The following is a 21888-nucleotide window of genomic DNA, read 5'->3' as shown; positions in this document are numbered from 1 at the left end:
CGTGGTCAAGGAAAAATAGTATCTTTTTTGGAGAGACTGCGTTAAGATGAAGAGGTAGAAGGAGCGAAAAACCAATCGTTAAAAAAGTTCAAAGTTTATAAAACGTTCGCTAGTTTTCGAGGATTTATAGACTTTCCACTTTACTTTTGTGTAGTTTTCGCTACAATGAACGTAAGAAGTTTCCTGATTGAAGCAAAGAGAGGTGTAGCGCTATGGAAATGGAACATATTAATGAAAATACGATTCGTGTGTTAATTGGCAACGAAGACCTGGCGGATAGAGGGATTACTTTTCTTGACTTACTAGGAAACCACAAAGATGTTGAAAATTTCTTTTATAGTATTTTAGAAGAAGTTGATGTCGAAGATGAATTCCAAGGTAGTGAAGCAGTCACTTTCCAAGTCTTGCCTAAAAATGATGGTTTAGAACTGTTTATTAGTAAAAATGTCGCTATGGACGACTTGTCTTCCTTAGAAGGTCTGAGCGAAGTCAATGCAGATGTTAGCGAATTAATTCGCAAACAAATTGAAGCAGACAAAGCAGCCGCCGATGAACTTGACGAGATGGAAGCCACAGATGAAACAAACAGAAATGTAATCTTTGAATTAGATAATTTTGAAGCGATGATCCAATTATCCAAAGAAGTCTTCATGCAATCTGTTTTGACTAACTTATACACGTACAACGATCGTTATTACTTACAAGTTTTGTTCTTAACCGATGAATTAGAAAAAACAAATGTTGACAATGAAATTGCACAGATTTTAGAATTTGCTCATAAAACAACTGTCACTCAGGATACTTTAGTCGAATATGGCACTTGTATTATGGAACGCAGTGCGTTGGAATTAACACGTTATTACTTTAATGATTAAGCAAAAAAGCAAAAACTTTCGAGTTTTTGCTTTTTTTTTGATGAAAATTAAGAAACTTTGCGTAGTTTATTTATGAGAGGTGAAAATCATGTTAACAGCTTTAACGGCAGACAACCAAGAGTTATTTTCTTTAATCGATTGCTCGATTGATGAATTAACACAGATACGAAGCGAACAAGCTTTTGTGTGTCCAATGTGTCATCAATCGGTCATTTTGAAGGCAGGCCCCATTAAAATACCCCATTTTGCTCATCGTAAAAAGAATAGTTGTTGGTACGAAGCAGAAGCTGAAACAGAAGAACACCTCCGCTTGAAGCAGCTTTTTGCGGAAAAGTGTTTACGCGAAAAGCTGTCTTTTCAAGTTGAGGCATACTTACCCGCCTTGAAGCAACGCCCAGATTTACTCATTGGGAAGATAGCCATTGAAATTCAATGTAGTCCATTGCCAATTAAACGTTTGGTGGAACGGACGGAGACTTATCAAACTCATGGCTATCAAGTTGTTTGGATTTTAGGTGAACGATTAGTGCCTAAAGACAAGCTCACGCAATTAACGAAACAATTCCTTTATTTTTCGGAGTCCTTGGGATTTTATTTATGGTCGGCCAATAAGAAACAAGAACGAATAGAGTTACTTTGTCATATTGAAGAGAGTCAATGTCAACAATTTTATAGAAGAAAACAATCATGGGATTTTTACGAAAAAAAATTACTAGAAATCTTCCGACTCCCGACCGCTAATTTAAATTTACTGCCAGATAGACGGCACACTGGCCAATTGATGCATGATTATTATCAAAAATTGACTCAACAACTTGGTTACAGAAATGCTCAGTTGCTTAGGACACAGAGCTTTTTATATACGAAAGGTTGTCACCTTCTCCAGTTACCTCCTTGGTTTTACTATCCTGGATTGAAGCTATTACCTTCTTCTGAAGAAGATATTCATTTAAAAATGCTTGTTTGGGAAGCACTAAAAACCAAAGAAGGGCGTTTAGTGACCAAACAGGAACTATGGCGTATCTTGGAAGCTGTTTTTTTTAAAGAAGGGAACTTTGTTTGGCAACCGCTACCGAATATTGGCTTAAAAAAGCTTTTTAAAATTGTGGGAAATAACTTATTGAGATGGTTACAAGAATGTTATGTGTTAATTAAAGTAAACAATAAGTACCTAATAACTAGTATTTTCCTAAGAGAAGATCCTGAAAAGCTCATTCATTGGCTAAAAAAAGTGAAAAAACAACATTTTTTTAGTCACACGTGTTAAATTATGATAGTATAATGAGTAAAACGTTTCTTAAAGGAGAGTAAACTATGAGCGAAATTAAACAATTACCAACACGTGATGAAGTTCCAACTCCATTAACTTGGGATTTAACCAAAATTTTTAAAGATGATGCTGCTTTTGATGTTGCGTATAATCAGTTGACAGAAGAGCTAAATCAAGCAGAATCATTTAAAGGAACCTTAGGGAATGGTGCAGAAGCTTTTCTAGCTGCGCTAGAATACGTTTTAGATGTCTATAGAAAAGTGGAAACATTATATGTCTATTCTCATTTAAAAAATGATCAAGACACTACAAATACAGCTTACCAAGCTTTATATGCCAGAGCTAGTTCTTTATATGCACAAGTTAGTGAAGCTGTTTCTTGGTTTGATCCAGAGGTTTTAACATTAAGTGATGAACAAATTTGGGGATATTTTGAAGAGCAGCCGAAATTAGCTGTTTATCGTCACTATATTCAAAATATTTTAGATGAACGTCCCCATGTTTTATCGATGGAACAAGAAGCTTTACTGGCGGGGGCTAGTGAAATTTTTGGGGCCTCAAGTAATACATTTTCAATTTTAAATAATGCAGACTTAGAATTTCCAACTGTGCAAAATGCTGAAGGCGAAACGATTCAACTTTCTCATGGCGTTTATGGTCAATTAATGGAAAGTGTCGATCCATCTGTTCGTGAAGCAGCATTTAAAGGGTTGTACAAAGTGTACAAACAATTTAGAAATACCTTAGCCTCAACTTTAGGTGCACATGTTAAAACGCATAATTATAAAGCAAAAATTAGAAATTATGATTCTGCTCGGGCAGCATCTTTAGCAAGTAATCATATCCCTGAAAGTGTTCACGAAACATTAGTAGCTGTAGTAAATAAACATTTACCTTTGCTACATCGTTATGTAAAATTAAGAAAAAAATTATTAAACGTAGAAGAATTACACATGTACGACTTGTATGCGCCTTTGCTAGGTGAAGCACCAATTCGTTACAGCTATGAAGAAGCAAAAGAAAAAGCAATTGAGGCTTTAAAACCACTAGGTGAAGACTATTTATCTATTGTTAAAGAAGCTTTTTCAAGTCGCTGGATTGATGTGATTGAAAATCAAGGAAAACGAAGCGGCGCATATTCTTCAGGAGCTTATGACACAGCCCCATACATTTTAATGAATTGGCATGATAGTTTGGATCAACTATTTACATTAGTCCATGAGATGGGCCATAGTGTTCATAGTTACTATACAAGAAATAATCAGCCGTATGTTTATGGCGACTATTCAATTTTCTTAGCTGAGATTGCTTCAACCACAAATGAAAATATTTTAACAGAATATTTATTACAAACAGAAACAGATCCTAAAGTACGTGCGTATGTCTTAAATCACTATTTAGACGGCTTTAAGGGAACCATTTTCCGTCAAACGCAATTTGCGGAATTTGAACATTTTATTCACACGGAAGATGCTAAAGGCACGCCATTAACGAGTGAATATTTGAGTGAGTATTATGGCGAGCTCAATGCTAAATATTATGGACCAGAAGTAGTTAGAGACGAAGAAATCAGTTACGAATGGGCGAGAATTCCACATTTTTATTACAATTACTATGTTTATCAATATGCAACTGGCTTCTCAGCCGCTTCGGCATTGTCTAAACATATTTTAGCTGGAGAAGAAGGAGCTTTAGAGAAGTACCTTAACTACTTGAAAGCAGGAAGTAGTGACTTCCCAATTGAAGTGATGAAAAAAGCGGGCGTGGATATGACACAAGCCGCGTATATCGAAGATGCAATGAAAGTTTTTGAAGAACGTTTAACGGAATTAGAAGCTTTGGTTGAAAAATTATAGACAAAAAAGTGGGATATAAGTCCAGATGACTTATATCCCACTTTTTAACTCTTAAGATAATTGGTTAACAGCTTTCGTCGCAGCATCTTTTTTATAATAAATGTAAATGTCCATTTGGAAAATGATAATTGGAGCGACATTTAAATTCAAAGGTTGCGTCACCTTGGTCCAGCAACGGTTCGTTATGTGGATGGACACGACAAAGTTGTTTAATTTCATCCATGTTTTCAAAATTTTCGACTAAAATGCCGAAATCGTTCTCGCAAGTATAGTTGTAAACGACTGCGGTAGGATGTTGTTTAATCCCCATTTCTCGAGCAACTTTTTGGTCGGTTTGGAAAGATTCTTTGACAAAATCTGATTGTCGGTCTTTACGATACATATCAATATCCCCGCCGGCCGCTAGAAGTAGTTCTTCTGATAACTCAGGAGAGTAAGCTAGACCGTCTTCAGCTACTGCTTTTTGTAAGCCAATCAACAATTGTCGGCCTTTTTTTCGGCCTTGTAACTGTGCTGCTTTATAGTCAAGAGCGGCTGAGTATAAATCTTCAAAAATTCGATTCCGTCGTTTAATGTCATTAATCGGAATATGTTGACGACTTAAAAATTCATTGATCGTTTTCATGTTTAATAAAGGAATAAAGCGCAATTGTATTTTCTTCTTGTCGTTAACAGACAATTGTATAATTTCTTTTTCAATTTCTAAACAGACGCCGCCTAAAGGATTGACGAACAAATAAATTTCAACCATTCATACTTCCTCCAATGCCATGCTTTTTCAAATACAGGTGCCAGAACGTCAGTGCTTCGAATACTAAGGGGCAGTGGTCCGCATCATGCGTTGAATCTTGTTAGGTGCAAGCGTAATGGGAATGTTCAAATCAGCCATTAATGTTTGAAACGCTTGCTTGCCGCTTTCAGCTTCAGTAACTTCTAACTCTAATTCAAAATCGTGCTGTTGGTTATACCAACTTTCGTCTAACGCAAGTAGTCCTTGAGGAATTTGTTTTTCTGCACGTGCTGTTTTTAATGAACCAATTAAATGGATCGAGGCGATTTCAATACCTAATTCTTGTAATTTCTTCGCCACAGCCCCCTCAGTAGGGAGGTGATTCCTTTTGATAAAGTGGTTCGCCGTCTCAAGCGATAAAGGGTCATTGATTTCTAATAATCCTTCTGGCGCAGGAACTTTTAAGGTTAACTCACCACGATCTGCTAATACGCGAATTCTTAAGCCCATTCGTTGTGCTTTTAATTGAAAATCGTCCGTATCAAAATAATGATTTGTTTGCGTAAAAAAGTCCGTTTTTTGAATAGCAAAATGGTCGATTAATCGTTTGAAATCTTGCGGACTAACTAATGTTTTAAATTCAATTTCTAAGTGCTCACTCATGGGGTTCTCTCTCTTTCTTAAATCACTCCAATTTTCACATATTATATAGGTTTCCGTCAAGAAAAGTGGTCTTCTCTGTGAAAAATTTTTCTAATGAAAGGCGTTTGGAAATCAAATAGCGAATAACACCCTATTTTAGGGAGGACTGTGGTAAAATAATCAGTGAATGAAATTCAAGGAAATTGAGGGATCTACCATGGAACGAGAGTGGGAGCTGTTTTTAGCGCCATATGAACAGGCGGTCAGCGAATTAAAAGTAAAACTACGAGGTATTCGTAAACAATTTCGGGAGCAAGATAAACACATACCAATTGAATTCGTTACAGGACGTGTGAAACCAGTAGATAGTATTTTGACAAAGACGGCAATTCGGCATATTCCTTTAAATCGGATTGAAGAAGAAATGCAAGACATTGCTGGTTTGCGGATTATGTGCCAATTTGTGGAAGACATTTACCAGGTAGTCGCACTTTTAAGAAATCGTAAAGACTTAAAAATTGTGGAAGAACGGGACTACATTGAAAATAAAAAAGAAAGTGGCTATCGTTCGTACCATGTGGTGGTGGAATATCCTGTGCAATTAGTCACCGGGGAAAAGATTATTTTGGCCGAAATCCAAATTCGGACACTCTCCATGAATTTTTGGGCAACGATTGAACATTCTTTGAATTATAAATATCAAGGTGTCTTTCCTGAAGAAATGAAAGAACGCCTTCAGCGAGCGGCAGAGGCAGCCTATTTATTAGATGAAGAGATGTCATCTATTCGTGAAGAAATTCAAGAAGCACAACATTACTTCTCTCATGGCCGTGGATTGCTAGAAAACGAATACTATAAGCAAATTAAAAACGAAACACCAGAAAATCAGTAAAGGAGTCTGCTTATGAAAGTGGCGATTGTTCATAACTCGGAAGAAAAATCGAAACAAGTCACAAAACAACTGACAACACTATTAGAGCAAAACCAAATTCAAATAGACAATCGTCAACCTGAACTTGTGATTTCAGTCGGCGGAGATGGTACGCTTCTTTCCGCTTTTCATCGATTTAATCATCTGTTAAACGAAGTAAGTTTCTTAGGTGTACATACCGGACACTTGGGTTTCTATACAGATTGGCGTGATTATGAATTAAAAGAACTAGTTGAAAGTTTGTGTATTCATCGTGAAAAAAGTACGAGTTATCCATTATTAGATGTGCGGATTCGGTTTAGAGATGGGAAACCGGATAAACATTTTTTAGCATTAAATGAATCGACAATTAAACGAGGAAACCGGACGATGGTGGGCGATGTGTTTATTAAAGACGAACTGTTTGAACGATTTCGTGGTGATGGGTTGTCGATTTCGACCCCAACCGGCTCGACTGCGTATAATAAAAGTATTGGTGGGGCTGTTTTGCATCCTAGCATTAATGCGTTTCAGTTAACCGAAATCGCCTCCTTAAACAATCGTGTCTTTCGAACATTGGGGTCACCGATTGTAATCGCACATACGGAGTGGCTGGAGATTAAATTACAGGAAAGTGATGATTATTTTGTCACGGTGGACCAATTAGATATTTATCAAGAAAATATCGCTTCTGTCTGCTATCGAATTGCAGACGAACGGATTCATTTTGCCTCTTATCGGCACATGCATTTTTGGCATCGAGTGAAAGATGCCTTTATTGGTGAGGATTAATTAAACGATGGAATTTCAATGGACATATGACAAAGAAACAACACAACAAGTGAAATATTTTTTAAAGGAACAAGGCGTTTCAAAAGGGTTATTAGCTAAGGTTAAATTTCAGGGTGGTAAAATTCAAGTGAATGGGACCGTTCAAAATGCCATCTATCCTTTACAAACTGGCGATGTCGTTAAAATGACGATTCCAGATGAAGCGGAACATGAGACATTATTAACAGATGATGAACCGATTGAAATTGTGTTTGAAGATGATCATTTTTTAGTAGTTAATAAGCCCGCTGGCATTGCCTCAATACCTGCTCAGTATCATCCTTCAGGAACGATGGCGAATCGTGTTAAGGGGTATTACAAGCGACAAAATTACGTGAATCAAGTTATTCATGTCGTGACTCGTTTAGATCGAGATACTTCTGGGCTGATGTTATTTGCGAAACACGGCTTTGCTCATGCTTTAATTGACCAAGAATTACGAGAAAAAAAGGTGACAAAAATTTATTATGCCCTTGTTGGTGGAGCGATTGAGCAGTTAAACGAGCATCAATTGATTGAAAAGCCAATTGGGCGCGACTTGTCCTCTTTATTAAAACGCCAAGTTATCGAAACAGGTCAATTTGCTAGTACAGAATATTGGCTCGCAAAAAGAGGAGCCCAAGCAGCAGCTGTGCGCATTCAGCTCCATACAGGACGAACACATCAAATTCGGGTACATTTTGAAGCAATTGGCTGTTCATTGTTAGGGGATGAGATGTATCATGGAAAGATGGATCAAGGAATTGAGCGGCAAGCGTTGCATTGCATGGAACTAATTTTTACTCATCCTTTTACCAAAGAAACGGTTCATCTGATTTCCCCACTAGCGGAGGATATGAAAAGTGTAGATGATACGTTATAATAATAAAGAGGCAGGAGGGGAAAGTGTAAGATGAATGAAGGCCAAGAAATGGAAGAGCAATTTGCCCTTCTTTTAGAAACGCTAAAAAATCAACAAATGAACGAATTTCGTGAGCTATTTTTAGCGTTACACATTTATGAACAAGGACAATTTTACCAATCGTTAGATGAAAAAGACCGACAACATTTATACAATTACCTATCTCCGAAAGAACTAGCGGATATGTTTGATGTTATCGAAGAAGATAATGAGAATATGAAAGATTATTTAGCTGAAATGCGTCCAAGTTATGCAGCCGATATGTTAGCTGAGATGTATACCGATAATGCGGTGGATTTACTAAATATGTTAGATAAGAGTCAAAAGGCGAAATATCTTAGTTTGTTAAGTAGTGAAGAAGCAGGCGAAATTAAAGAGTTACTTCATTACGAAGATGAAACTGCTGGGGCGATTATGACCACCGAATTTGTTTCGATTGTGGCGAATCAAACAGTGCGTTCTGCGATGTACGTCTTAAAGAATCAAGCGGACATGGCGGAAACAATCTATTACGTTTACGTAGTCGACCAAGAAAATCATTTAGTCGGCGTTATTTCGTTGCGGGATTTAATTGTTAATGATGATGATACCTTGATTGCTGATATTTTGAATGAACGGGTTATTTCAGTTCATGTTGGCGATGACCAAGAAGATGTCGCGCAAACAATTCGTGACTATGACTTCTTAGCTGTGCCAGTTACAGATTATGATGATCATTTGTTGGGGATTGTAACAGTTGATGATATTATTGATGTTATCGATGATGAGGCCGCTAGCGACTACTCTGGTTTAGCCGGGGTCGACGTTGAAGAAGTTAGTGAGAACCCTTTAAAAGCCGCTTCTAAACGATTACCTTGGTTAATTACGCTATTGTTTTTAGGAATGTCTACGGCCTCGTTAATCAGTAATTATGAGTCGTTAGTTAGCGAAGCGAGTATTTTAGCCGTTTTTATTTCTTTAATTACCGGAACAGCCGGCAATGCCGGGACACAATCATTGGCGGTCGCGGTACGCCGTTTGGCTATGAAAGATGAAAAGGATAGTAATTTTGGTCGCTTAATCTTAAGTGAAGTACTCACGGGACTAGTGACGGGGGCTGTGACAGGTTTAACCATTATGATTGTGGTTGGCGTGTGGCAACATAATCTTCCGCTTGGATTTGTGATTGGGATGGCAATGCTCTGTGCAATTACTGTGGCGAATTTAGCAGGGAGTTTAATCCCAATGTTAATGGATAAATTAGGGTTTGATCCCGCAGTTGCCAGTGGTCCGTTTATTACTACCTTAAGTGATTTAACCAGTGTATTAATTTATTTCAATATTGCCAGCATGTTTATGCGTTATTTTGTTTAAAAAATTGCACTTATTTATCATGAGACTGAGGTAAAAGGATTCGTTGGTTTGCTTGAAATCAAAAAAGTGAGATAGCCGATAATACGACGGCTACCTCACTTTTTTAGATACAAGAAATTAAACAATTTTTGTGCCATGGACTTCTGTGACTTTTAAAGTGTCCATCACAGTTTGAACGTTTTCTGTGGAAATACCGCCACCTGGTAAAATAAGAATCCGTTGATCTGCGTAGGCAATTAATTCTTTTAAATGATCAAAGTTGTCTTCGATAGGGGTACCAGCTGGCCCGCCATGAGTTAAAATACGTGTCACACCACGCTCAGCTAACCAGTCGATCGCCTTAAATTGGTTTTCTTTCGACAAGGCATCAAAAGCCATATGGAAAGTGATTTGCAAGCCTTCAGCTGTTTCAATGAATAAGTCCAAAGCTTCTTCATCTAACCAACCGTCCTCAGTTAAACAGCCAATAACAATGCCGTCGGTTCCTAATTTCTTTGCTTCGATTAAATCGGTATGCATAATTTTTAATTCAATATCATTATAGACAAAATTGCCGCCACGAGGACGAATGATTGTCATCACTGGTACAGAATGTTCGCCAGCGTATGCTAAGACTTCTTCAATAACACCAGTACTTGGCGTCGTTCCACCCACGGCTAAGTTATCGCATAATTCGATGCGATTCGCACCTTTTTGAATGGCTTGGGGAATCTTAGTGAAATTTTCGGCACAGAATTCTTTAATCATTTCTTATCGCTCCTTGCTTTTTCTTCACAGGCATTGTACCATAATTCTGCTTACTACCATAGCCCTGAAAAAAAGAGTGCAACTTTTTATAAGAGAAAATGTTCATTTGATGAACGTAAGGAGTTTTAAATGTTAAAGAAAATTGAACGAGCACAACAATTATTGAAAAAAGAAGCAGCCGTATTTCGCTGTCCAACTTGTCATGAACCAATGCATGTAGAAGGGGTTGGTCTGATTTGTCAACAGAGGCATCAATTTGATTTATCCAAGAAAGGCACGCTATACTTTCTAAATCATGGCGTTCAGACAGAATATAATAAAAAAATGTTTACTTCTCGGGGAAAAATGATTCAAAGTGGCATGTACGCGCCTGTTTTAAACAAAATTATGCACTATCTTCCTCAAAATAAAACAGTAGTCGATGTTGGTTGTGGTGAAGGGAGTTTTCTTGCTGAGTTAAGTCAAGCAGGCTTATCTGGACTGAAAATCGGGTTTGATTTATCAAAGGAAGGAATCTATTTAGCAAGTAATCAGCCAATTGATGCGTTTTGGTGTGTGGCGGATTTAACGAATTTGCCATTTGCGGATCAAGGGCTTGATACGATTTTAAATATTTTTTCTCCTTCACATTATCAAGAATTTCGGCGAGTACTAAAAGCTGACGGGACTGTGATTAAAATTATTCCTGAAGAGAATTATTTAAAGGAATTACGAGCGGCTTTTTATCCCAATGACGAAAAGAAACAAAGTTATTCCAATCAAAAAGTAGTCCAACGTTTTGCCGAGGAATTAGCAGTGGAAGTAGATGAACGAATAACTTATTGCTTTGACATTCCCGAGGAAAGACGGTTGGATTTATTAGAAATGTCGCCATTAGAGTGGCAAGTTTCTCAAGAAGTTAAAGCCAAACTACAACAGCGACCATTGGAAAAAATCACGATTGACGTCCGCTTGTTAGTAGGTCGTAAAAGATAGACTTTTTTGTGAAGAAAATCCTAAAAAAGTCTTGCAATAAAGTGACATTGGTGTTATATTACTTACAAGTTGTTTTTTCATTGGTTTTTATCAGGGTCCTGTTCTGATAAAAGTTAGTGAAGAGACCTTCACTAACGTAACGACTCGCCGTGCTAGACACCGAGACGGTACGTTTTTTTTATTGGTTAGAATAGCTGCCGCCTGACATCATCGCGTCATGCGGTTTTTTTTGAAAATAAGTATTGTGGGCGCTATTTATTTTGAATTTATGCTAAAATGAACACGATTGATATTTGAGGAGCTGAAGATAGTTGACGAACCATATTGTTTTATTTGAACCACAAATTCCAGCAAATACTGGAAATATTGCACGGACATGTGCAGCGACGAATACACCGTTGCATTTAATTGAACCTTTAGGATTTTCAACAGATGATAAACACTTAAAACGTGCCGGATTAGATTATTGGAATGATGTAAATATTACGTATCATAAAGATTTGGCTGCCTTTTTAGCCCATGTGGCAGGCAAACACTTGCATTTAGTAACCAAATTTGCTCACCAAACGTACAGCGAGGTCAATTATAATGATGGCGAGGACCATTATTTCCTTTTTGGAAAAGAAACAACGGGCTTACCAGAAACGTTTATGCGAGAAAACGAAGAAAAGTGTATCCGAATTCCTATGAATGATGAACATGTGCGCTCATTGAATCTTTCTAACACTGCCGCACTAATTGTTTATGAAGCCTTACGTCAGCAAAATTTTCCGAACTTAGAACTGACGCATCATTATGAAAATGATAAATTGGATTAAAAAAAGTTAAGACAGTAGCGCTTTTTTCAAAAATGTCAGAAGAAAGTGGTTTTATTTTTACTGTTGCCCAATTTTCAAGCCTAGAACAAAAAACAATTTAGATTTTTGTTCTAGGCTTATTTTGCTTGGATTACTAGAAACTTCCATGGATATTTTCGCAGGGAAGTGATAAACTAGAAAGACATATGAAGAGATAAAGAAGTTTGGAGAAGTTACATGAAATTATATTTTACACGACATGGAAAAACTGAATGGAATCAACAGAAACGATTTCAAGGAATGACAGGAGATTCGCCGTTATTACCAACTAGTTATGACGAAATTAAACAATTAGGCCAATATTTACAAGATATTCCGTTTGAAAAAATTTATTCTAGTCCGCTATTACGTGCCAAAAATACTGCGCGGGGAATTCAACAAGAATTGAATCGTCCAGTTGAAATTGTTTATACAGATAGCTTAAAAGAATTAGGTTTAGGTCGTTTAGAAGGACAATATATTGAAGAAATGCGTAATTTTTATGGAGAAGAATTAGATCATTTACGGCATCGTTTAGATTTGTATGATCCAACAATTTTTGATGGTGAACCAATCGAGCAAGCGATTCAACGGATTTCAGAAACAGTTGCTGAAGCGGCGAAGCAGCACGAAGGTCCAGTTCTATTTGTCGGACACGGAGCAGCGCTGACGGCGGCAATCCAAGCGATGGCTGGTAAACCATTATCAGAATTACGGACAATGGGCGGGCTGTTAAACAATAGCCTTTCAATCCTTGAAACCAAAGAGGCATCAAGGAACATGCCGTACGACTTAACGTTATGGAATGATACGTCTTTTTTAGCTAAAGAAAAAGCACAATAAGCGCACAACAGAAAGGAGGGCTTGTAGTGGTAACACTTTTTGGTGAGGACGAAGAAAAAGCCTTTATTGTTGGGACTGTACAAGCAATCTTTTTTGAAAATCCCAGTAATTTTTATAAAGTCGTTCTTGTAAATGTGACCGATACAAATACAGATTATTTAGAAAAAGAAATTGTAGTAACTGGAAGTTTTGGCCAAGTTCAAGAAGAGGAACCCTATCGTTTCTTTGGTCATTTTGTGGACCATCCTCGTTATGGGAGACAGTTTCAGGTGGATAGTTATCAGCAAGAAAGACCGACTTCGGCTAGTGGGGTGGTTAACTATTTATCAAGTGACAAATTTCCTGGCATTGGTAAACGAACCGCTGAAAAAATTGTTGAAGTATTAGGGGAAAGTGCGATTGACCGAATTATTGATGATCCTAGTGTTTTGGAAGAAGTTACTGTTTTAAATGAAAAAAAACGTCAAGTAATCGTCGAAACAATTCGCTTGAATCACGGGATGGAGCAAGTGATTGTGGGACTAAATCGATACGGCTTCGGTAGTCAGTTAGCTTTTTCAATTTATCAAACCTATCAAGAAGAAACCCTTTCTGTGATTCAAGAAAATCCTTATCAGTTAGTTGAAGATATTGAGGGAGTCGGATTTAAACGAGCGGACAATATTGCTGAACAAATCGGCATTCAGGCGGATTCTGCTGTTCGAATTCGAGCGGCGATTTTACATGAAGTGTTTGAACACTCCATTCGTTCAGGCAATACGTATGTTCAAGCAGATGTTTTATTAGAAGAAGCGATTCGGACCTTGGAAGCAAGTCGCCCAGTGGAAATCTCACCTGATCAAGTGGCCAATGAAATCATTACGTTAGTCGAACATGGAAAAATCCAACAAGAAGAGACTAAACTTTTTGAGAACAGTCTCTATTTTTCTGAATGGGGCATTGGTACTTCGATTCAGCGTTTACTTTCTCGTAAAAAAGAAATTCATTATGAGGAAGAAGAAGTCCAAAAAAATATCCGAATGATTGAGAAACGTTTAAATATTCAGTATGGCGACTCGCAACAAGCAGCGATTGAAGAAGCGATTAAATCACCGTTATTTATTTTAACTGGAGGGCCCGGAACAGGGAAAACAACTGTTATTAATGGGATTGTCTCGTTGTTTGCGGAACTAAATGGTCTTTCATTAGATCTCAAAGACTATACGCAGGAGATGTTTCCAATCTTGCTAGCGGCGCCAACTGGGCGAGCAGCGAAACGTATGAACGAAACGACAGGTTTACCTGCAAGTACCATCCACCGTTTGTTAGGCTTGACAGGTCGTGAAAAAAATCCGAGTTTAACCGCCAAAGAATTAGAAGGCGGTTTGCTAATTGTAGATGAAATGTCAATGGTGGATACTTGGTTAGCCAATACGTTATTAAAAGCTATTCCGACAAACATGCAAGTGATTTTTGTTGGTGATAAGGATCAGCTACCGTCTGTCGGTCCAGGTCAAGTCTTACATGACTTATTGCAAATTAACGAAATTCCCAAATGTGAGTTAAACGAAATTTATCGTCAAGGAGACGGTTCAAGTATTATTCCTCTTGCCCATGAAATTAAAGAAGGAAAATTGCCTACTGATTTTCAAAAAAATCAAAAGGATCGCTCGTTCTTTGCAAGTGATATTGGTCATATTGAAGAATACATTCGACAAATCGTCACAAAGGCAAAAGCAAAAGGGTTTACGCCACAAGATATTCAAGTTTTAGCGCCAATGTATCGTGGCGCAGCTGGCATTGATGCCTTGAATAAAATGATGCAAGAAATCTTCAATCCAAATGAGGGGAAGAAAAAAGAAGTCAAGTGGAATGACACCGTCTATCGGATCGGGGACAAAGTTTTGCAACTAGTCAATACGCCAGAATTAAATGTGTTCAATGGAGATATGGGAGAAATCGTCGGAATTACTTTAGCCAAAGACTCAGAGGACAAAGTGGACGAGTTGGTTTTACAGTTTGATAATAATGAAGTAACGTATAAAAGAAATGAATGGAATAAAATTACGCTATCGTATTGTTGTTCGATTCATAAAGCGCAAGGTAGTGAATTCCGCATGGTGTTACTGCCAATGGTTCATCAGTATAGCCGAATGCTGCAACGAAATTTGCTGTATACAGCAGTGACACGTAGTAAAGAATTATTAATTCTACTAGGTGAGGTTTCTGCTTTTGAAACATGTGTCAAAAACGAATCGGCTAGTCGCATGACGATGCTAAAAGAACGAATCGTGAACGCAGAACAAATGACCTTAACGACTAGAACTCAGTTAGAAGCCTATGAAGAAGGTTTAACGGCAGACCATCCATTTACTGAAAAAGAAACAAAAGCTGTCTCTTATGAAAATGAACAGCAATCAACGAAAGCCGATCAGATCAAAGAAACAGACGAGCAATTAGTTGACACAACGGTACAAGAAGTTTCACTATTTGCTGATGAAGGGGAAGAGTCAACCCCAGAAACAGCAAAGAAAGCGACAAAAGTTGTCGAAGAACCATTACCAAAAGAACCACGACTAACAGTCGAAATTATTCAAACAAATGCTGTTGATCCAATGATTGGAATGAAGGATACGACGCCTTATCAATTTATGTGAGAAAAGGAAAGAGTGCCATAAGTCGTTTTGACTTATGGCACTCTTTTTCAACCTTAAGGGACTCAGTTAAAACCAAAACAAACGTTTTTGTGTGGTATAAACCATATCAATACTTCGTTTGCCTAAAATCTCGCCATCTGCGTGAATGGTTTGTGGAATCGTCGAAACAATTCGAATTTTACTTGATTGAAAATGATGAAAATGTTTAGATTTCCCTTGTTTTTGGCGAAGCAATAGGAAAATAAGCCACAAAATTTTAAAAATATTGATTCGTTCCACGACAACTAAGTCCACGACTGCTTTGCGAGGATTGGCCGTCGGCATAATTGATACGCCCCCGCCAAAATAAGGATGATTTGTGACCGTACATAGGAAAGCACGATTAAATGTGTATTGTTTACCATTCATTTCAACTAAAATTGGAAAGCCTTTTTGTTTAAAAAAGACATGAATGATTGAAGAAATATAGGAAAGCGAGCCAAGCTTAAATTTATTTAAGGCTTTTTTTGATGACGATTCGTTGGTTTTTTCCACGATTGCCGCATCTAATCCTAAGCCAACATTATTGGTGGCTAAGCCGATTTCTTCTTGGTTGGCTTCTACATAATGAATCGTTTGAATTTCTTTTGGTCGTCTGGTGCGCAGGATTTGATGCAATGCTTTATCAATATTTCTTGATAATCCCACCCCTCGTGCAAAATCATTTCCAGAGCCGCATGGAATATAGCTTAAAGGAATAGCTGAATCATATGGAAGTAATGAATTAATGACATTATGTAGTGTGCCATCGCCGCCTAGCACGACTAGGATTGGAAAAGTTGAAACGTCTAAGTCTTCAGACCAAGGAAGTAAAGTTGTTTCTGCAAGTTCCTTCGTCAATTCTTTTTCATGTCCAGCGTAATCAGTGTAAAGAGCCGTATATTTAAGTTCTTGTTGCTTGAGTTGTTGAATCACTTTTCTAGCGACTTTTCGGCCATTGCCGCTACTTGCCTGCTCGTTGATAATAAGATAGTAGTGAATGTTCATTGAGCTCCTCCTTTGAATCGCTATTGTCCATTATACCAGAGGGAGGAACTTCTGCGAATAAAGATTGCTTAAAAAAGTAAAAAATGACTAGAAAAAGGCACGAAACAATGCATGAGAGGTGAAAACTGCAAATAAGTGCAAAGTAAAACAGGGCTTTCATTGACTATTTTGACTTTCCATATTAGAATGTGAACTGTTGCAATTGTAACCAAGGTTCATCAACCATCCCTTGTAAAAAAACTCGGAGAAAGAAGGAAAAAGTATGCAAAATTCGTTTCAAGCCAATCGAAAGCTAAGAACAGTCTTAGCCAATGGTATCATTATGGGCTTATATATTGTCCTCTCTTTATTGGTTCGGCCAGTTTCTTCTGGTATGATTCAATTTAGAATTTCAGAAAGTTTGAATCACCTAGTCGTTTTCAATCGCAAATTGATGTGGGGTGTTTTAGGCGGCGTTATCTTTTTTAACTTATTTTTTGGTTTCGGTGTAATGGATGCTCTGTTTGGTGGTGCGCAAACATTATTTGCGTTGAGCTTAACAGCTTTTTTACAAAAAAAGGTACCAAGTATTCCTGTTAGAATGTGTCTAAATAGTCTATTTTTCACTGTAAGTATGTTTTTTATTGCCTTTATGCTAGTACCAAGTGGCGGTCAAGCATTTTGGACAACTTATGGTTGGTTAGCATTAAGTGAAGCGATTATTATGACGATTTCAGCACCAATCATGTATTTTATCAACAAGTCATTAAAATTTGAAACACGTATTTAATTGAAAAGATGTGGATAGAAATGATTCATCCTTTGAATGGCAGTGAAGAAAAGTGTTGTTGCTATTAGTGAACTAAGTGATAGAATGAACTGTTTCTACCTCGTCTTTTTTACATAAAGAATAAGATCTACATTTTTTCTAAAAATTTTCATGTAAAACTTTACTAGTCTGTTGGAATACACTATGATAGTGTAAGATAAACGGACTATTGGAAAGTCACAGCAGAGGAGTTTGAACATGTACACATTTAAAATCGGTATTCCGGCAGAAGTACACGATACATTTGTTAAAAATCACCCATTATGTAATTTACTACAGTCATCTTCATGGGCAAAAGTCAAGGATAACTGGGGTTCTGAAATTGTTGGGGTTTATGAAAAGGATACATTAGTCGCATCAAGTTTAGTTTTAATCAAACCATTACCAGCCGGTTTTACGATGTTATATACACCAAGAGGTCCAGTAATGGACTATACAAATGAACGTTTGGTCAGCTACTTTATGGCTGAATTGAAAAAATTTGGCAAGAAAAAACGAGCTTTATTTATAAAAATGGATCCAGCGGTTCACTATCAAGATTTTCATTTGGGAGAAGAACATCAACCGCATGCTGAAGCGACAGCTATTATTGAGACCTTGAAAAAAGCAGGGGCCAAATATCAAGGACTGACAATGGATATGGGGGCCACCATCCAGCCCCGCTTCCAAGCGAATATTTATCGTGAAGATTTTAGTGAGGAACAATTGTCAAAAAGTACCAAGAAAATGATTAAAACAGCTGAAAAAAAAGGGGTCGTTGTGCAGCAAGGGCATGTTGACTTTGTTGATGAATTTGAAAAAGTCATTCAATCAACCATGGAACGCCAACATATTTCTTTACGGAATAGTGATTACTTTAAGAAGCTGTTGAACATTTACCCAGAAGACTCCTTTATTATGCTGGCGCAAGTCAATTTAAAGGAACGCATAGATAGCACGCGACAACGCTATGACAAAAATCAAAAAGACTTGAGTAATTTGAAAGAAAATCAAGTGAAAAAGCGCCATAATTTAGAAGAATTAGATGCTTCCTTGACTCGGGAACTAAAAGAATTAGAAGAAAATATCGCAGAAGCTGGTGAAATCGTCACGGTTGCTGGCGCTTTGGCTGTGACATTTGGTCCAACAAGTGAAATCCTTTATGCTGGCTTAGATGATCGTTATAAACGCTACATGCCAACATATGTGACTTGGCGAGATGCCATTCAAGAATGTTTTAACCGTGGCTGCGAAAGCTGTAATATGGGCGGCTTAGAAGGTAGTTTAAATGATGGCTTAATTAAGTTTAAAGCGAACTTCAACCCAACGATTAATGAATTTATTGGGGAATTCGATTTACCGGTTAATAAATTATTATTTAAAGCCAGTGAATATGCCTATAAATTACGAAAACAAAAAAACTATAGAAAAAACCACAGGGACTAAAAATCAAACTTGATTTTTAGTCCCTGTGGTTTTTTCTATAGTTTTTGCGTTGCATTCCGCTTCATTAAGCGAAGCAAAACGCTAGCAATTGCTGAAGCAGCTACACCAGCAACAAGAGCTTCTGGCACACCAGAACTGAAAATCGTCGCAATAATAGCTAGGTAAACAGCAGTACCAGCTTTACCAATAATTTCAGCATAAGCTGAATTAAAAAGAAAATAAATCATGTTCATGACTAAAATGGTATTCGTTGCTGAGCCTAAAACACCAGCCACAAATAAGGAGACAGGTTGCGCTTTTTCCTTCGTTAATTTATTTAGCCATTTGTAAGCGAAATAAGGAACGACCCCAATTAAAATCCGCGGAATGAGCACAATTAAAAGTGCCTTCCAACTACCATGATCGGTACCGATCACAGGAATAAATGGAGAAAAAACAAACGACAAAGGTGTTGGTGCTGTCGTATTTTTAATTAAGCTAATGATCCCAAACGTGCCGCCCAACATACTACCGATTTTTGGCCCTAAAACAATGGAACCAATAATTACAGGAATATGCATCGTGGTCGAATTTAAAGGACCTAATGTGATAAATCCTAGTGGGGTTAAAGCCAGTAAAAGTAAGATAGCTAAGAACATTGCTGTTAACGTAAATTTTTTCGTGTTATTCATAAATTACTCCTTGTTATCAGATGCTAAAATTTTCATCACTGTTTGAAGGATATCTTCAACAGTGGCAAGTGCGCCACGACCATAATCGCCACAAGCTAAAAGAGCCTCCCGTGGGATTATTTCTTGATAGCCGACTTCTTTTAAAATGCCAATATTTCGTTGGACAATGGGGTTTTGGTACATATACGTATTCATCGCGGGCGCAATAATTTTGGGTGTTTCAGGATAAAGTGCCAAAGCAACTGTTGATAATAAGTCGTCGGCAATCCCATGGGCTAATTTCCCAATTGTATTGGCCGAAGCAGGTGCTACTAAAAATAAATCCGCTTTTTTAGCTAACTCAATGTGATTAATTTTACTGGGATCAATTTCCATCATGACATCCGTATGCACTGGATTCTTAGAAAGTGATTGTAAGGTAAGCGGAGTGATGAACGCTGTGCTGCTTTTAGTCATTAAAATTTCCACATTGTAGCCAAGCTTAGTTAGTTGACTTGTAATATCTGCTGCTTTATATGCAGAAATGCTGCCAGAGACGCCTAATAAAATAGTTTTCATTGTTGTTCTCTCCATTTCTTTTCAACATTTTTAACGATCATTGAACCAATCCCTTGTTTTGAACAAGCTTCTTGGACAATGCCCGTTTCGTTAATTAATAATCCTTCGTGTTCTGTTTCATGAACGTTCATCAAGTCATTGGCTAAGACAAAGTCACACCGATTTTTAACCAAAGCGGCTTGTGCAACCTGGACAAGTTCTTCTTGTGAAACGTCGACAAGTAATTTAAAGCCCACTAAAACAGTTTGGGGTTGCTTGTCACGAATCATTTGGATGACTTTAGGATTTTTCTTTAGAAAAATTAATAATCGGTCCGTATCAGATGAAATTTTTGTTGCTGTTTGAGGAATATCAGCAATCTGATTCAATGTGTTTTGAACGATAGTTACCAAGGCTTCTTTGGTCTTTGGCAATGTTTGTTCGCTTAATTGTTGCGCAAAAGAATCAATAAATTGTTCTTCCGTTTGCGCGGTTTCCGTCGTAAAATCACTGACTGCCATTGCGTGAACAATCGCATCAAATTGCTTTTCAGCAAAGAGTTGTTCTAACGTAGTAGCTAATTCAACCGTTGTTTCTATTTCTTTAATTGATAAGTCCAATTGTTGGGTTGGACGTAATGCATGTTTGGTTGTTACGTAGGTTACGGTGTGTCCAGCAGCTAAAAAACTTTCAGCAATTGCTTTTCCTAGTCCGCCAGAAGAATGATTGGTAATCGAACGAACATTATCAATCGGTTCTGACGTTCCGCCAGCAGTAACTAAAACATCCATAATCAAAACGCCTCCTTAAGAAATTCGGACAATGGTCCGTCCAATATGTTGGCCTGCTTGTAATGCTTCAAAAACAGGGGGAAGTTCTTCTAAAGTAATCTCTTGATACACAGCTTTTTCAGTGATGTCTAAATCAGTGGCAAGACGTTGCCAAACTATTTTTCGTTTGTCCATACCAACATTAACCGAATCAATGCCCAATAAATGAACGCCCCGTAAAATAAAGGGTAAAACGGTTGTCTCTAATGTAATTCCAGCAGCGCGGCCACAAATGGCTGAACGGCCATCATAACGAAGTTGTGGTAAAACAGCAGAAGTAATTTCCCCACCAGTGGTATCAATTGCAAAAGCAAAACGCTGTTTCATTAATGCTTTAACAGGAGTTGCTAAGAAATCTTCTACTAATAAGCATTCACTAACACCTAACTCTTTTAAAAGCTCAAAAGAATCTGGCTTTCTAGTTAATGCAGTGATTGAAGTGTAGCCTAATTGATGCAACATCGCAATAGACAATGTCGCAACACCGCCTGTCGCACCAGTTACAATAATGGGGGCTTCTTTGTCGTCGCGTAAGCCATCGTCTTCTAAAGCTGTGACAGATAATCCGGCCGTAAAGCCAGCAGTTCCGAAGATCATTGCTTCTTTGAGACTCATTTTTTCAGGAAGTGGAACTACCCAATCGCCAGGAACACGCACATATTCAGAATAACCACCAGTATGACTAACCCCTAATTGATAGCCTGTTACGATCACTTTATCGCCTTCTTTGAAACGAGGATCTTCCGATGTGACAACAGTGCCACTGACATCAATTCCTGGAATCATTGGATAATTGCGAATCACACCGCCGTCTTTTTTTGAAGCTAAAGAGTCTTTAAAGTTAACTGAGGAGTAGGCTGCTTTGATTACTACAGTGCCTTCTGATAAATCGTCTAAAGTAATGGTTTCTAGTTGACCAATAACAGATGTATCTTGTTCTCTTAACGTAAATGCTTGAAATGAATTCATATAAAAACTCTCCTTCCAATTATGTAAAAAAGCAACTCGTCTTATTTTATCATATTCTGATTTTTTCGTATCATTTTTCTTCTTATAAACAGTAAGTTATACAGAAAAGAAAGATTGTGTGACAATTAGACTAGAAAAATAAAGAAAAATGGTTGAAATTTTTCAAAAAGTTCGTATACTAAAAAAGGTAAAACTAAACTGTAAGTTTAGTATTACA

Annotated in this window: 21 protein-coding genes; 13 read left to right on the top strand and 8 right to left on the bottom strand. The window is 37.5% G+C overall.

Features of this window, described 5'->3' with window-relative positions; genetic code table 11:
- Positions 1-212: 212 nt before the first annotated feature.
- The 3 genes from IGL37_RS10590 (at position 213) to pepF (ending at position 4001) form a co-directional block, all read left to right on the top strand.
- Entirely contained in the window at positions 213-875 is a 663-nt protein-coding gene (locus tag IGL37_RS10590; RefSeq protein ID WP_002356478.1) for an adaptor protein MecA, read from the top strand.
- A gap of 88 nt (positions 876-963) precedes the next feature.
- Entirely contained in the window at positions 964-2142 is a 1179-nt protein-coding gene (locus IGL37_RS10585) for a competence protein CoiA (RefSeq protein WP_002356479.1), read from the top strand.
- Positions 2143-2189: 47 nt separating this feature from the next.
- The gene (gene pepF / locus IGL37_RS10580) at positions 2190-4001 is read left to right on the top strand and encodes an oligoendopeptidase F (protein WP_002380671.1); all 1812 of its coding nucleotides are present in this window, start codon (positions 2190-2192) and stop codon (positions 3999-4001) included.
- Positions 4002-4092: 91 nt separating this feature from the next.
- On the opposite strand, the gene IGL37_RS10575 is transcribed toward pepF, so the two are convergent.
- Both IGL37_RS10575 and IGL37_RS10570 read right to left on the bottom strand, forming a co-directional pair.
- Positions 4093-4752, bottom strand: a complete 660-nt coding sequence (locus tag IGL37_RS10575; RefSeq protein ID WP_002370511.1) for a ClpXP adapter SpxH family protein — start codon at positions 4750-4752, stop codon at positions 4093-4095.
- A gap of 63 nt (positions 4753-4815) precedes the next feature.
- Positions 4816-5394, bottom strand: a complete 579-nt coding sequence (locus tag IGL37_RS10570) for a CYTH domain-containing protein (RefSeq protein ID WP_002356483.1) — start codon at positions 5392-5394, stop codon at positions 4816-4818.
- Positions 5395-5590: 196 nt separating this feature from the next.
- On the opposite strand from IGL37_RS10570, the gene IGL37_RS10565 reads away from it, so the two are divergent.
- The 4 genes from IGL37_RS10565 to mgtE are packed head-to-tail and all read left to right on the top strand — an operon-like array spanning position 5591 to position 9368.
- Positions 5591-6265 (top strand): GTP pyrophosphokinase, encoded by a 675-nt coding sequence (locus IGL37_RS10565; protein ID WP_002356484.1) that lies wholly within the window; start codon positions 5591-5593, stop codon positions 6263-6265.
- 12 nt (positions 6266-6277) lie between these two features.
- Positions 6278-7075 carry an NAD kinase gene (locus tag IGL37_RS10560; RefSeq protein WP_002356486.1) on the top strand — a complete coding sequence of 266 codons (798 nt, stop codon included), beginning with the start codon at positions 6278-6280 and terminating at the stop codon, positions 7073-7075.
- Between the two features lie 7 nt (positions 7076-7082).
- Positions 7083-7976: an RluA family pseudouridine synthase gene (locus IGL37_RS10555; RefSeq protein WP_002362281.1), complete on the top strand. Its 894-nt coding sequence runs from the start codon at positions 7083-7085 to the stop codon at positions 7974-7976.
- Positions 7977-8006: 30 nt separating this feature from the next.
- Positions 8007-9368, top strand: a complete 1362-nt coding sequence (mgtE, locus tag IGL37_RS10550) for a magnesium transporter (RefSeq protein ID WP_002362548.1) — start codon at positions 8007-8009, stop codon at positions 9366-9368.
- A gap of 117 nt (positions 9369-9485) precedes the next feature.
- On the opposite strand, the gene cutC is transcribed toward mgtE, so the two are convergent.
- Positions 9486-10115 (bottom strand): copper homeostasis protein CutC, encoded by a 630-nt coding sequence (gene cutC, locus IGL37_RS10545; protein ID WP_002359565.1) that lies wholly within the window; start codon positions 10113-10115, stop codon positions 9486-9488.
- A gap of 129 nt (positions 10116-10244) precedes the next feature.
- On the opposite strand from cutC, the gene IGL37_RS10540 reads away from it, so the two are divergent.
- The 4 genes from IGL37_RS10540 to recD2 all read left to right on the top strand — a co-directional run bounded on the left by IGL37_RS10540 (position 10245) and on the right by recD2 (position 15405).
- Positions 10245-11090 carry a methyltransferase domain-containing protein gene (locus IGL37_RS10540; RefSeq protein WP_002372268.1) on the top strand — a complete coding sequence of 282 codons (846 nt, stop codon included), beginning with the start codon at positions 10245-10247 and terminating at the stop codon, positions 11088-11090.
- A 311-nt stretch (positions 11091-11401) separates the two neighbouring features.
- Positions 11402-11908 (top strand): tRNA (uridine(34)/cytosine(34)/5-carboxymethylaminomethyluridine(34)-2'-O)-methyltransferase TrmL, encoded by a 507-nt coding sequence (trmL, locus tag IGL37_RS10535; protein WP_002356493.1) that lies wholly within the window; start codon positions 11402-11404, stop codon positions 11906-11908.
- A 216-nt stretch (positions 11909-12124) separates the two neighbouring features.
- Complete coding sequence (locus IGL37_RS10530) at positions 12125-12769, top strand: histidine phosphatase family protein (RefSeq protein ID WP_002365042.1); 645 nt, start codon at positions 12125-12127, stop codon at positions 12767-12769.
- A 26-nt stretch (positions 12770-12795) separates the two neighbouring features.
- On the top strand, positions 12796-15405 hold the full coding sequence (gene recD2, locus IGL37_RS10525; RefSeq protein WP_002397079.1) for an SF1B family DNA helicase RecD2: 2610 nt from the start codon (positions 12796-12798) through the stop codon (positions 15403-15405).
- Positions 15406-15471: 66 nt separating this feature from the next.
- Here recD2 and IGL37_RS10520 read toward each other — a convergent pair whose 3' ends face one another.
- The gene (locus IGL37_RS10520) at positions 15472-16431 is read right to left on the bottom strand and encodes a diacylglycerol/lipid kinase family protein (protein WP_002356498.1); all 960 of its coding nucleotides are present in this window, start codon (positions 16429-16431) and stop codon (positions 15472-15474) included.
- 262 nt (positions 16432-16693) lie between these two features.
- Here IGL37_RS10520 and IGL37_RS10515 point away from each other — a divergent pair, with 262 nt between their 5' ends.
- Positions 16694-17200: a QueT transporter family protein gene (locus IGL37_RS10515; RefSeq protein ID WP_002356499.1), complete on the top strand. Its 507-nt coding sequence runs from the start codon at positions 16694-16696 to the stop codon at positions 17198-17200.
- 237 nt (positions 17201-17437) lie between these two features.
- Positions 17438-18664, top strand: coding sequence for an aminoacyltransferase (locus IGL37_RS10510; protein WP_033917838.1), 1227 nt, complete (start codon positions 17438-17440; stop codon positions 18662-18664).
- Between the two features lie 35 nt (positions 18665-18699).
- On the opposite strand, the gene IGL37_RS10505 is transcribed toward IGL37_RS10510, so the two are convergent.
- The 4 genes from IGL37_RS10505 to IGL37_RS10490 are packed head-to-tail and all read right to left on the bottom strand — an operon-like array spanning position 18700 to position 21671.
- A complete protein-coding gene (locus IGL37_RS10505; protein WP_002356501.1) occupies positions 18700-19335 on the bottom strand; it encodes an ECF transporter S component in 636 nt (211 codons plus the stop codon).
- 3 nt (positions 19336-19338) lie between these two features.
- Positions 19339-19893 (bottom strand): phosphopantothenoylcysteine decarboxylase, encoded by a 555-nt coding sequence (gene coaC, locus IGL37_RS10500; protein WP_002365039.1) that lies wholly within the window; start codon positions 19891-19893, stop codon positions 19339-19341.
- The gene (coaB, locus tag IGL37_RS10495) at positions 19890-20663 is read right to left on the bottom strand and encodes a phosphopantothenate--cysteine ligase (RefSeq protein ID WP_002359575.1); all 774 of its coding nucleotides are present in this window, start codon (positions 20661-20663) and stop codon (positions 19890-19892) included. The genes coaC and coaB overlap by 4 nt, the downstream gene beginning before the upstream one ends.
- 15 nt (positions 20664-20678) lie before the next feature.
- Entirely contained in the window at positions 20679-21671 is a 993-nt protein-coding gene (locus tag IGL37_RS10490) for a YhdH/YhfP family quinone oxidoreductase (protein WP_002356506.1), read from the bottom strand.
- Positions 21672-21888 lie beyond the last annotated feature (217 nt).

The sequence above is a fragment of the Enterococcus sp. AZ119 genome (assembly GCF_050546175.1).
Classification (GTDB): Bacteria; Bacillota; Bacilli; order Lactobacillales; family Enterococcaceae; genus Enterococcus; species Enterococcus faecalis.
This window is presented reverse-complemented; position numbering and strand designations above follow the sequence as displayed.